General features: G+C 61.6%; 7 protein-coding genes. 6 read left to right on the top strand and 1 reads right to left on the bottom strand.

Features of this window, described 5'->3' with window-relative positions; all coding sequences use genetic code 11:
* Window positions 1-14: 14 nt before the first annotated feature.
* The 5 genes from HJW02_RS08955 to menD all read left to right on the top strand — a co-directional run bounded on the left by HJW02_RS08955 (window position 15) and on the right by menD (window position 6,543).
* Complete coding sequence (locus tag HJW02_RS08955) at window positions 15-1,163, top strand: aminoglycoside phosphotransferase family protein (protein WP_102722496.1); 1,149 nt, start codon at window positions 15-17, stop codon at window positions 1,161-1,163.
* 71 nt (window positions 1,164-1,234) lie between these two features.
* Window positions 1,235-1,654, top strand: coding sequence for an L-fucose mutarotase (fucU, locus tag HJW02_RS08950; RefSeq protein ID WP_022397329.1), 420 nt, complete (start codon window positions 1,235-1,237; stop codon window positions 1,652-1,654).
* Window positions 1,655-1,681: 27 nt separating this feature from the next.
* Entirely contained in the window at window positions 1,682-2,863 is a 1,182-nt protein-coding gene (locus HJW02_RS08945; RefSeq protein WP_102722497.1) for a MalY/PatB family protein, read from the top strand.
* Window positions 2,864-3,214: 351 nt separating this feature from the next.
* Window positions 3,215-4,942, top strand: coding sequence for a class I tRNA ligase family protein (locus HJW02_RS08940; protein ID WP_279538378.1), 1,728 nt, complete (start codon window positions 3,215-3,217; stop codon window positions 4,940-4,942).
* A 5-nt stretch (window positions 4,943-4,947) separates the two neighbouring features.
* Window positions 4,948-6,543 carry a 2-succinyl-5-enolpyruvyl-6-hydroxy-3-cyclohexene-1-carboxylic-acid synthase gene (gene menD / locus HJW02_RS08935; RefSeq protein WP_180971828.1) on the top strand — a complete coding sequence of 532 codons (1,596 nt, stop codon included), beginning with the start codon at window positions 4,948-4,950 and terminating at the stop codon, window positions 6,541-6,543.
* A 312-nt stretch (window positions 6,544-6,855) separates the two neighbouring features.
* Here the strand turns inward: menD and HJW02_RS08930 are convergent, their stop codons facing one another.
* Complete coding sequence (locus HJW02_RS08930; RefSeq protein ID WP_102722480.1) at window positions 6,856-8,166, bottom strand: malic enzyme-like NAD(P)-binding protein; 1,311 nt, start codon at window positions 8,164-8,166, stop codon at window positions 6,856-6,858.
* A 175-nt stretch (window positions 8,167-8,341) separates the two neighbouring features.
* On the opposite strand from HJW02_RS08930, the gene HJW02_RS08925 reads away from it, so the two are divergent.
* The gene (locus tag HJW02_RS08925) at window positions 8,342-12,724 is read left to right on the top strand and encodes a DUF6288 domain-containing protein (RefSeq protein ID WP_102722481.1); all 4,383 of its coding nucleotides are present in this window, start codon (window positions 8,342-8,344) and stop codon (window positions 12,722-12,724) included.
* Window positions 12,725-12,880 lie beyond the last annotated feature (156 nt).

Below are 12,880 nucleotides of genomic sequence, written 5' to 3'. Positions count from 1 at the left end.
TCCCTTCCCCGCTCATGCCACTGTCCGCCGTTTTCCATACTGATTCCCTCCAGGAACAGGTTGCCGCCCTGGGCGACGCCTTCGCCATCGCCGGAGAATTCCTCCATTGCGACACCATCAACAGCGGCCATATCAACATGACCTTCCGGGCCACCTACCGGAAAATGGACGGCACCACGGACCGCTACATCTTCCAGCGCGTGAATGACGCCGTTTTCCCGTGCCCCAGGGACGTCATGCACAACGTGGAAAAGGTAACCAACCACATCCGGTGGAAGATGCTCCGGGTGCTGAAAACGCCCTTCCGCCAGACGCTGAACCTGTACTCCGCCCGTGGAGGCCGCAAGTACCTGGAAATCCCCGGTTCCGGCTTCTGGCGCTGCTACAACTGCATTGAAAGCACCCACACGTTTGACGTGGCGGAACATCCGCGCCAGGCGTATGAGGCCGCCCGCGCCTTCGGCGCCTTCCAGCAGCTCCTGTGCGACATGAACCCGGAGGACATCCATGAAACCATCCCGTTCTTCCACCACACCCGCAAGCGCTTTGACCGGTTGCAGAAAGCGGCCGCCAGGGACTCCCGCGGGCGTTTGGACTCCTGCCGGAAGGAGCTGGACTTCATCCGCCGCCGCGAACGGTACGTGGACGTGCTGCTGGACCTTCAGGAACGGGGGGAACTCCCCGTCAGAATCGTCCACAACGACACCAAGATCAACAACGTGATGCTGGACAGGGAAACGGACAAGGCCGTCTGCGTCATTGACCTGGACACCGTCATGCCCGGCAGCATCCTGTACGACTTCGGGGACATGGTGCGCACCATGACCTCTCCTGCGGCGGAAGATGAGGAAGACCTGGACAAAACCTACCTGCGCATGCCCATGTTTGAAGCCGTCGTCAAGGGCTACCTGGACGCCGTCAAAGACTTCATCACACCGCAGGAAATCTCCAAACTCGCCTTTTCCGGGCTGCTCATCACGCTGGAAACCGGCATCCGCTTCCTGACGGACTACCTGGAAGGGGACGTCTACTTTAAAACGGAAAGGGAGCGCCACAACCTGCACCGGGCGCGCACCCAGCTCAAGCTGGTGGAAAGCATGGAACAGCAGATGCCTGAAATGGAAGAATGCATCCGTAAATGCTTTCATGCCATTAACGGCTGAGGGAGAATCATCCGCGCTCCTTCAACTTTTATGGTAGTACCGGAACGCGGGAAGGTGCTATACTGCGGACCATGTTAAAAAACATCTCTCCCCTCATCAGCCCTTCCCTGCTGAAAATTCTTGCGGAAATGGGGCATGGCGATGAAATCGTCTTTTCCGACGCCCACTTTCCCGGCCACACCTTCAACCCCACGGTGCTGAGGGCGGACGGACTGGGGGCGGACGCCCTGCTGGGCGCCGTCATCCCCCTCTTTGAACTGGACGCCTACGCCACGCCCGTCATCATGATGGCCCCGGTGCCGGGAGACTCCCTGGACCCGGCGGTGGAGGCCAAATACCGCAAGGCGCTGAACTATGACGGGGACATTGAACAAATGGAGCGCTACGCCTTCTATGAACGCGCCAAAAAGGCCTATGCCGTCGTCATTACCGGTGAAACCGCCAAATACGGCAACATCATCCTGAAAAAGGGCGTTACCCCGCTTTCCTGACCTTTGCCCGCGCAGACAGACCATTCCATGCAGTACGACTTTGACGAAATAATCGACCGCCGCGGCACCGGCGCCCTGAAATATGAAGCCCTGCTGCCCCGCTGGGGCCGGGATGACCTGATCCCCCTGTGGGTGGCGGACATGGACTTCAAAACGCCCCCCTTCATCATGGAGGCCATCCGCCGCCGCTGCGAACATGAAATACTGGGCTATACCGTCAAGCCCCGCGCCTTCTTTGACGCCATCCGGAACTGGGTGGGCCGCCGCCACGGCTGGGAGGTGCGCGCCTCGGAAATCGGCTTTGCCCCGGGCATTGTTCCCGGCATTTCCAGCGCCATCCAGTGCTTCACGGAACCGGGGGATAAAATCATGATCCAGCCTCCGGTGTACCATCCCTTTGCCATGATTATCCGGGAAAACGGACGGGAAATCGTGAACAACCCCCTCCTCCTGGAAAATGGGCGCTACCGCATGGACGTTGACCACATGCGGGAGGCCGTGCGCGGCTGCCGCATGTTCATCCTGTGCAACCCCCACAACCCCGGCGGCCGCGTGTGGAGCCCGGAGGAACTGCGCCGCGTGGCGGAAATCTGCGCGGAAAGCGGCACGCTGGTCGTCTCTGACGAAATCCATGCGGACCTGGCCCTTCCCGGCCACAGGCACACCGTATTCGCCACCGTCTCCGAACAGGCGCGCATGAACTCCGTCACATACATGGCGCCCAGCAAGGCCTTCAACGTGCCCGGACTGGGAAGCTCCTACCTGATCTGCCAGAATCCGGCCCTCTTCGGGAAATACCAGAGCTTCGTCAGCGGCAGGGAACTGGCGGAAGGCCATGTCTTTGCCTACGAAGGGCTCATCAGCGCCTACTCCGGCCCGGAAGGGGAGGAATGGCTCAAGCAGGCACTGGACTACATCCAGGAAAACATCCGCTACATTGACCGGGAACTGCGCCGCCGCATGCCTAAAATCAAGGCTATGCTGCCGGACGCCTCCTACCTGGTTTTCCTGGACTGCCGGGAACTGAACCTGCCTCAGAAGGAACTGGCGGAATTCTTTGTGGACGGAGCGCGCCTGGCCCTGAATGACGGATCCATCTTCGGCAAGGAAGGGGAAGGCTTCATGCGCCTGAACGCGGGCTGCCCGCGCTCCATCCTGGAACGGGCGCTCAACCAGCTGGAAGCGGCCTACCGGGAGCGCGGTTTCTGACAAAAATGCTTCAAGGCCGTAAGGTCCGGTCCATTTCAGCAAAGGGAAGCGTTCACGCTTCCCTTTGCTGTATCATGATGGGACGTTCGACAGGCAAACAAACCGGGGATAAAGCGATCACATGAACTTTACGCACTTGCGATTCACCAGATTCCCAGCCGGTCACCGCCGGCGTCTGGGAGAAACACCGCTGAAAGAACAGGACGGCTAAACACCCCTTTCCGGGGTTGTCCGGGAAAAACCTCCGGGGAGCACCGCCGGCCTCTGTGGCATTAAAAATGCATGGCCAAAGGCCGCTATTCAAGGAATCTCTCTTAATATTCGTTCTCCTGCGTTCATTTTCTTTTTCAGCTGCCGCATCGGCATGCGCGCTCCCGGCAGTGTGAGGGCAAACGCCGGTCTTCACTCCCCGAACACTGGCAGGGAGTGACTTTGCTTGCAAAACGGAAGGAAAGGAGTATCGTTCCCCGCATGTACTATATCACCACGGCCATTGACTACACCAACGGACCGCCCCACATCGGGCACGCCTATGAAAAAGTCCTTGCGGACGTTCTCGCGCGCTGGCACCGGATGAAGGGGGAGGAAGTCTATTTCCTGACCGGGGTGGACCAGCATGGGCAAAAAGTACAGCAGACGGCGGAAAAACTGGGCATTACGCCGCAGGAGCATGTGGACAACATCACAGCCAAATTCCTGGCCCTGTGGGAACGCCTGGGCATCAGCAATGACGGGTGGGCCTCCACCACGGATCCGCGCCACAAGGCCTGCGTGCAGAAAATCCTGACGAACCTGAAGGACAGGGGGCAGCTTTACAAAAAATCCTACAAGGGATTCTACTCCGTGCGCCAGGAACAATTCCTGACGGACAAGGAGAGGGACGCGGAAGGCAACTTCGGCCCGGAATGGGGGGAAGTGGTGGAACTGGAGGAAGAAAACTGGTACTTCCGCCTGACCGACCATGTGGAGTGGATGAAGAAGTTCGTGGAAAAGAGCAGCGGCTTCGTTCTTCCGGCCTTCCGCAAGGCGGAGGTGCTCAATGCCATTGACTTTGACTCGGACCTCTGCATTTCCCGCCCCAAGAGCCGCCTTTCCTGGGGAATAGAACTTCCGTTTGACCCGGAATTCGTGACTTACGTCTGGTTTGACGCTCTCATCAATTACGTCTCCTTCGCCGGTTACCTGGCGGAACCGGACAGCGGGCTGCCGGAATTCTCCAAGCTCTGGCCCGCGGACTGCGAAGTGATCGGCAAGGACATCCTGGTGCCCGCCCACGGCGTGTACTGGCCCGCCATGCTGCATGCCATGGGCTTCTCCGACGAGGAAATGCCCACCCTGCTCGTCCACGGCTGGTGGAACATCAACGGGGAAAAAATGTCCAAGTCCATCGGCAACGTGGTGGACCCCAACCTGCTGGCGGAACAATTCGGCCCGGAACCCGTGCGCTATTACCTGGTGCGAGACATCACCACCGGAAAGGACGCCAACTTTGACGCGGACCGCCTGGTCATGCTGTACAACACGGAGCTGGCCAATGACCTCGGCAACCTGTGCAACCGTTCCATCAACATGACGCGCCGCTACTGCGACTCCGCCATCTCCGGTGCGGAGGAATACGATGACGAAGCCTCCAAGGCCCTGCGCGTCACCATGGACCAGGCCGTCACCCTGTTCTCCAAATACATGGACGACAACATGGTCTCCGATGCCCTGGCGGCCCTGAATGCCCAGGTTTCCGCCTGCAACGCGTATATTGAACAGCAGCAGCCCTGGCAGCTTGCCAAGGATGAGGCCGCCGCGCCGCGACTCCGCTGCGTGCTGCGCCACCTGCTGGAATGCTGCGCCCAGACGGGCTACCTCATCGGCTGCGTCCTGCCGGACGCTTCCGCCCGCATCCTGGACCAGCTCAACGCCGCGGACCTGTTCCAGGGCCGCACGCCGGATACGCTGGCCTGGGGAATCCTCCCCGCAGGGCACCGCATCAATGACCCGGCCCCCGTCTTCCCGCGCATTCTCTCGGAAGAGGAAAAGGCCAAGCTGGCTGAAAAAGCGGCCAAGGCGGCCAAAAAACAAGGCTGATTCCCGTGAGTGCCTCCGCATCCTTCGTCAAATCCCTGCTGGCCCAGTGCTGCCTGGGCGGCATCTGTGAATGGGTGGTCTGCCCCGGCGCGCGCAACATGGCGCTGCTCCAGGTGCTGGCCGCCGCGGAGGACCTGGTGAAATGGACCCACTTTGACGAACGCTCCGCCGCGTTCTTTGCCCTGGGACGCATTCAGGACATGGGGCTTCCCGTAGCCGTGGTCACCACGTCCGGCACGGCGGCGGCGGAACTGCTCCCCGCCGTAGTGGAGGCTTACTACCAGCGCCGTCCCCTGCTCCTGCTCACGGCGGACCGCCCGGCGGACTACCGCGGCTCCGCCGCTCCGCAGGCCATCGAACAGGCGGACCTGTTCGGCATTTACGCGCCCACAATTGACCTGGAAACACCGGACAGCCTGCCGGAAGACATTCTGGAAGACTGGGATTACGCCTCTCCCCTGCACATCAACGTCTGCCTGCCGGACCCGGACCCCGCCTGGAATCCCGGGAACTGTGACCTTTACCCGGCGGAACCTCCGGAGGAAAACGACTTCCGGGGCTCCCTGGCGGAGCTGGCCCGGGCCCTGCGCTTCAAATCGCGCGACGGGCTGGTGGTCATGCTGGGCGGCCTGGACCCGACGGAACAGGCTCCGGCCCGGTGGCTGGCCAATGAACTGAAAGCCCCCGTGGTGGCGGACGCCACCTCCGGCCTCCGGGAGGAACTGGCCCATCTGGCCCTGACGGATGCGGACGCCCTGCTGAGGGAAAACCCGCCCGCCATCCTGCTCAGAATAGGGGACGTGCCCGTGGCCCGCTTCTGGCGCGACCTGGAGGACATCCCTTCCACGGAAGTCTTCTCCGTCACCCGCACCGGATTCTCCGGGCTGGCCCGCCCCTCCGCCGTCGTCACCGGAGACCTGGAAGCCATTCTGCACGCTCTGGGCGACGTGGACCCCGTGGGGGACGTCAACGGCCTGCGCGCCATGAACAAGCGCAGGAAGGCCCTGATGGAGGAACTGCTCATCACCTGCCCGGACAGCGAGCAGGCCATGGTGCGCGCCTTCTCCTGCTTTGCCGCGGACGGCGACTGCATTTACCTGGGCAACTCCATGCCCGTGCGGTACTGGAACAGCTTCGCCCAGATGGCCGTCCCCACGGAAAACGTCCGCGCCAACCGCGGGGCCAACGGCATTGACGGGCAAATCTCCGGCTTTCTGGGGGTCTCCGCCCGGTGTTCCCGTTCCTGGGCCCTCGTGGGGGACCTGACCGCCATGTACGATTCCAACGCCCTGGCCCTCCTCCCCCAGCTGGACAAGGGAACCCGCGTGCTCGGCGTCATCAACAACGGCGGGGGCGGCATTTTCCGCGCCCTGCCCGGAGCGGCCAGCCATTCGGAAGCCATGCGTAACCTGCTTGTGCAGCCCCACGCCTACTCCTTCAAGGCCATTGCGGAACAATGGGGCATGCGCTACCTGGCCATCCGCACGGCGGAAGACTTCGACCAGCTTGACGCCCTGGAGGAAAACAGCCAGGTTCTCGCGGAACTCATCCCGGACCGGGAACAGACGGAACAGGTCAGAAACGCGCTGGCTAAGCACTGAACCGTTCCGCCCAACGCCCCCCTCCCTCCCCTCAGCCGGATGGAGAGCCGCAACCCCTTGCGGCAACTGAAAAAACGGAGCGCGGACGAACGAACATTGAAAAAGCCAGTGCGCCCTTCAACCGCCTATTCATCCGGAAGCGGCAGAGGCCGGAGGCGTCCCCCCTGAAGGCCTCTTTCCAAATGAAGGGCTCAACACCGCCTCACCGCTACCCGGCATAAAAAACCGGGGGAACGGACCTCCCCCGGCCAAATGCAGCCGCCGGGCGCGTACCACGGCGGCATGGATTTTCCGGCTTTACGCCGGAGCCGTTTACAAATAACTGCGCACTACGCCGGAAACGCGCTCCCGGGCGGCGGCAATGCGCTTGCGCAGTTCAAGCGTGTAAGCCTCCATGTCCCGGATGGGGGACTGGGCCACGCCGGAAATCATGGCCGCCTGGGCCACTGCCGGGCATTCCCATTCAATGATGCGGGGATCGATGGGCTTGGGAATCACGTAATCGATGCCGAAGCTGAGGGGAGCGCCTCCGTACAGGTCAACCACCTCCTGCGGAACGGGTTCCTTCGCCAGATCCGCCAACGCCCGGGCGGCGGCAATCTTCATCTGTTCATTGATGACGGAAGCGTGCACGTCCAGGGCGGCGCGGAAAATGAAGGGGAAGCAGGAGACGTTGTTCACCTGGTTGGGCCAGTCGGAACGGCCGGAACCCATGATGCAGTCCGGGCGCGCCTTCTTGGCGTCCTGGTACGTAATTTCCGGATCCGGATTAGCGCAGGCGAAGATGATGGGGGAAGGAGCCATGAGCTTCACCATGTCCTGCGTGAGCAGCCCCTTGGTGGAAAGCCCCAGGAACACGTCCGCCCCGGTGAGGGCTTCATCCAGTGAGCAGTCCTCCGACTGGGAGAACTGGGCCTTCGTGGCGTGCAGGTCGATGCGCCCGGTATGAATCAGCCCCTTGGAGTCAAACATGTAGATATGTTCGCGGCGGACGCCCAGCGTCATGTAAAACTTGGCGCAGGAAATGCCCGCGGCCCCGGCCCCTACGACGACCACCTTCATGTCTTCCAGCTTGCGGCCCGTCAGTTCTGCGGCGTTCAGCAGGGCGGCGCCGGAGATGACGGCCGTTCCGTGCTGGTCGTCATGGAACACGGGGATGTTCATTTCCTCGCGGAGGCGTTCCTCCACCATGAAGCATTCCGGGGCCTTGATGTCTTCCAGGTTGATGGCGCCGAAGGTGGGCTCCATGGTCTTGATAACCTCGATCAGTTTTTCCGGCTCCTTGACGTTCAATTCAATGTCAAAAACGTCAATGTCCGCGAACACCTTGAACAGAACGCCCTTGCCTTCCATCACCGGCTTGGCCGCATCCGGACCGATGTTGCCCAGGCCCAGAACGGCGGTGCCGTTGGTCACCACGCCCACCAGGTTGGAGCGTCCTGTGTACAGGGCGCTCTGGGAAGGATCCTCCTTGATGCGGAGGCAGGGTTCGGCTACGCCCGGAGAATAGGCAAGCGTCAAATCCCGTTGCGAAAAGCAGGGCTTGCAGGGCAGCGTTTCCACCTTGCCGGGGCGGGGCTGGGAATGGTACTGCAAGGCATCTAATCTAATGTCGGAACTCATGATCGTAATGAAAAAAACAAAAAATCGAGCCTTGCTTGCACCACATAATAGCCATGTATTCAAGTAAATAATCAATTAATCGCGTCACACGCCGCAGCCGGAAAGCGCCCTTTTACATTGAAAGAGCTCTCCGGATGTGGTAATAAGTAGCTGGATTATCAATTGCCTCCTGACCATGGAAACCACTCCCCCACTGCCTTCCGGATTTAATATCAACGGCTACCTTATCCAGTCACTGAAGCAGACGGATGCCCTCTGCCATGTCTATTACGCGTCGGACGCCAACCACGTGCAATACCTGGTCCGTGAATTCTGTCCGCAGGGCCTTGCCGTGCGCGATCCGGAAAGCGGAAAACTGCGTTATCCGGAAACTACGGACATCGAACAGGAAGTCCTTCCGCTGAAAAACGATTTTGAAGCCCAGTTCCGCACCGGCTCCCTGGGGGAAATTCCCGCCCTGGGCACCATGTACCTGGTTTATGCCCTGCCCGGCGTTCATCCCGCCGCGGAGCAGTCCCCGCTTCCGGCTACTCCCGTGGAGCCCCTCCAGCGCGACCAGAGAACCCTGGCCACTCCCGCAGCAGGAGCGCCCCCCGTCCATGCGGTACCCCTTTCCCAGCCCCGGAAAAAGAAAAGCTCCGCCGGCATCTGGATCCTTATCCTGATTCTGCTGGGAGGCGCCTGCGCCGCTTATTACTACACGCAGAAGCCTGCGGAGGACTCCGCCGCCCCGCAGGAACCGTCCAGTACGCAGCCCAAAAAAGAGAAGAAGGAAGCACCCAAACCGGAAAAGAAAGCCGCCCTGCCTGCTGCGGAAGTGGAAGACCCCTTTGAACAGGAAAGCGCCGCCGCGGAGGCCCCCCCGGGTGGAGCAGCGGAACAGCCGGAAGAAACGCCGTCCGCCAGTGCCCCTGAGGAACAGGACGAAGACGGCTCCGCCACTCCCGCGGAAGAACCTGCTCCCGAACCTGAACAGCCTGCCGGAGAGGCGGACGCTCCGGCAGACGACGCCACGGCTGCGGAACAGCCGGAACCGGAAACTCCCACCAAACAGAAGGATGCTCCGGCCCTGGCGGCACAAGCTGCCGTCAAACCCGCCTCCCCCGGCCGTCCGCGCGGAAAAGCCGCCAGGCAGACCACCAACATGGGAGACGTCAACGCCTACGTGAAAAAATTCGCCAAGGCCATGACGCTGAACCAGTGGAGGAAGCAGTACGCCAACCTGTACACGAGCTGGTTCGGCAACTCCGAGGAAGTGGCCAAGGGCTGGATCACCACCTTCGGCCCTCTGGGCTTCCGCGCCCGCGGCCTGGACGCCTCCTGGCCGGACACGAACTTCCGCGGCTTTTTCCCAAAAACCCTGCTGGACCCCAACGGGGAACCCGTGGCGAACCTCTACATGGTCACCCAGGTGATTGAAGGCTCCCCTGCTGAAAAATACGTGAAGGAGGGCGACCTGATCCTGGGCATTGACGGCCAGCCCTTCAAGACGGCCCAAAGCCTGGATGTGCTTTACGGTCCCTACCAGCACCAGGACAGGCGCGGCCTGGACATGCACGCGGGCCTGCTGGTGGACAAGGCGGAAGGCGCCGGAAAAATCACCCTGAACCTCATTCCTGCGGAAAACGTAGAGAAAATCCAGGGCATCCAGCCGCTCTGGAAGGAAGTCTTCCGGGAGGAACGGGCCAAAAAGCCCGTCTCCCTCTCCATTCCGGTGAAGGGAGGCCAGCAGGTGCGCCTTCATGTGGATGACGGCGGCAACGGCATCGGCAGCGACGGCTTCGAATGGTCGGACCTGAGGCTGGAAGGCCCCGGCGGCCCTGTTCCGCTGACCAAGCTCAAGCCCCTGCAATACAGCGTGGGCTACGGCGCGGCCAAATACGACCCCGAGCGCAAGGTGTGGCTGGCTCACGCCGTCTCCTCCCTGGTCTTTGACATTCCCAAGGGAGACTGGAAGCTGAAAGGCACCGGAACGCCCGGAGGGGCGGCCTCCGTAGGTGTGGCTGTCCATGTGGGCGGTTCCGCCACCCTGCCGGACTCCGTGAAAAAATACGTGAAAAACGTCACGTTCAAGATTCCCCAGCTGGGAAGCTACGCTCTCGGCTTCCCGAAAAACTGCGCCAAGAGCAAGGCCGTGGTCCACATGATGAGCGAATGGCTGGCGGCCCAGCAGCGCGAGGACGGCTCCTGGGAACGCCCGGGCGGCTACTGCGGCAACCACTACGACACGGGCTGGGCCGGGCTGGCCCTGATGGCCACGGGCAACCCGAAATATGATCCCGTCATTAAAAAGGCGGCTCAGTACATCGCCTTCTCCGGCTCCCAGTGCTGGTGGGCCGTCCCCCAGGCCTCCGCGGGCATCTTCCTGTGCGAATACTGGCTGCGCTACCGGGACAACTCCGTTCTGCCGGCCATCCGCAACGGCGTGCAGCGCATGAAAAACGAGGTTCTTTACGGGGACTTCGTCACCGGCCACGGCATCCACCCCGGCTATGCGGGCACGGGCGTCAGCATCGGCGGCTCCCACATGTGCCTGTTCCTGGCGCTGGCCAGCAAAACCCCGGCGCGCACGGAAGACGACGTGCTGGACAAGATGATGGACCACGCCCAGTCCATCTGCCCCACCGGCATGGGCCCGTACGGCCGCATGACGGAGGCCTTCACCTTTGAACCCAACCGCGAATGCGGGGGCACCTACTCCGGCCGCCACGGCCCGTACTACATCGCCTCCCTCATCTGCGGGGGACCGGAACTCTACACTAAAAACAGCCGCATCATGTACGGGGAAGGCCCCATCGGCGGCTGCGACCAGGGCCACTCCTCCGAGACGCTCTCCATCATGTGGGCCCTTCCCGCCTACTGGCGCACGAACCCGGAAGTCTACTACAAGAACATGGAGGCGTTCCGCTGGAAGCTGACGCTCCTGCGCCCGTTTGACGGCGGCATGATGCAAAACCCCAACCGCCTGGAACTGATGACGGCAGACCCGGTCATCGGCACCTACATCCGCACCAGCGTCTGGATCACGGCGCTGTGCGCGGAACGCCAGAACCTGGCGATCACGGGCAAGCCGGAATTCCAGGCCAAATCCTTCCGGAAGGTTCCCCCCATCATTGACACGGAATCCCGCTTCCTGAACACCTATGTGCGCAACTGGTCCATGGTCAGCGCCGCGCTGGGCGCCAAGGCTCCCGGCTCCCTGAAATCCGCCATCCGGGAACTGAAAAACATCCCCGTGGAACAGGGCTGCCGCTTCAAGCTCATGAGCGTCGTCAACGCCCGGGCCCTTCCCGTCGCCAAAGCCATCATGGCCATTCCCGGCCTGGACCAGCTCACCAAGGCCACCTGTGCGGAAATGATCCTGGGCATGGACGTGCGCATCTTCTTTGAACCCAAGCGGAAGGACGACAAGCCCCAGCCCGGGGAATACTCCCTGAACGTGGACGTCCAGCAGCCGCTGGGGGGCCGCGCCCTCGGGCTCCAGCGTGACAAGGAACTGGAAGGAAAGGCCAATTCCGCCTACAAGTACGACTTTGCCGGCACCGTCCAATTCAGTGACGCCACCACCTTCTCCCCCATGGAAACCATTTCCTGGACCCCCGACTCCAAATTCGGCGGCCAGTGGAACGTGTACTCCTACAAGAAGGAGCTCAGCGGCCCCACCCAGCCGGGCGTGCAAAAAATGAGCGCCAAAATCAAATGGCGCGTGAACGACCTGGACGTGGAATATGACCGCCCCATCGCCGTAGGCGGCTTTGAAGTGGGCTGCGGGGAAAAAGCCCACCCGGTCACTAACTGCAACCACCTGTGGGTGCCGGGCATCCTGATCCGCGACCACGGCAACTGGGGTTGCTCCTTCCACCTGCCGGACGGCACCTACATCTCCGCCGCCTCCCAGGGCAACCAGATAGAGGTGTATGATGAAACCGACAAGAAGAAGGAGAAAACCTGGGTCTCCCCGAACGACTCCTGCCTGACGCAAGGCTCCCGCTGCCTGTTCCGCGTTTCCACGGACTGGCACGGCCTGGAATGCCGCGTGCGAGAACTGAAGCTGCTGGGCAGCGCCACGGAGGAAGTCACGGACTACAAGCTGAAAGCCTCCACCGGAGGCCATGTGGACACCGCCAAGCTGCTGGACCGGGACGCCACCACCATCGAGGAACTGGACGCCTCCCCCACGGAAGACGATCCCCTGGTGCTGGAACTCTCCCTGAAAAACGCCGCCTCCCTGCGCGCCGTGGACATCAAGATTGAAAAGGGGTACAACCGCCTCGTCATTGAAGCCAACAAGGGCGGCAAGTGGATTCCCATCCACTGGGGTTCCCTGGGAGCCGCTACCGCCGGCGTCAGCGATGCGCAGAAAGCCATGTACGCCAATGAGCCAGAGGTGCTGCGCATGCTCCAGCTCCCCGGCAACGGCTTTATCAAGTGCATGAGGACGTTTGAGCCTATCACCACCAACAGGCTGCGCGTCAAGCTCTTCCAGAAGGGGGGCAAGGTCCGCCTGGCGGAACTGCACGTGTACAAGGCGGATTCCGCCAGAAACGTTGCGCGTTAACATTGGGCAGCCTTCCACAACCAACTTGCAATGACAAACCAATCCTTGCCATAAAGAAATCTTCACAGGGGCATGCCCCTGTGAAGAAAAGGGGCTCTACCTCTCCAGCGAGGAAAAGCCCCCTTACACGATATTCGGGCTGAAGGCCCGGTTCTT

Source organism: Akkermansia sp. GGCC_0220, from assembly GCF_017566105.1.
GTDB lineage: Bacteria > Verrucomicrobiota > Verrucomicrobiia > Verrucomicrobiales > Akkermansiaceae > Akkermansia > Akkermansia massiliensis.
This window is presented reverse-complemented; position numbering and strand designations above follow the sequence as displayed.

Bases quoted from the DNA above. Each gene is read 5' to 3' on its own strand.
- HJW02_RS08955 (WP_102722496.1), top strand. From the start codon at position 15: ATGCCACTGTCCGCCGTTTTCCATACTGATTCCCTCCAGGAACAGGTT.
- fucU (WP_022397329.1), top strand. From the start codon at position 1,235: ATGTTAAAAAACATCTCTCCCCTCATCAGCCCTTCCCTGCTGAAAATT.
- HJW02_RS08945 (WP_102722497.1), top strand. From the start codon at position 1,682: ATGCAGTACGACTTTGACGAAATAATCGACCGCCGCGGCACCGGCGCC.
- HJW02_RS08930 (WP_102722480.1), bottom strand. From the start codon at position 8,166: ATGAGTTCCGACATTAGATTAGATGCCTTGCAGTACCATTCCCAGCCC.
- HJW02_RS08925 (WP_102722481.1), top strand. From the start codon at position 8,342: ATGGAAACCACTCCCCCACTGCCTTCCGGATTTAATATCAACGGCTAC.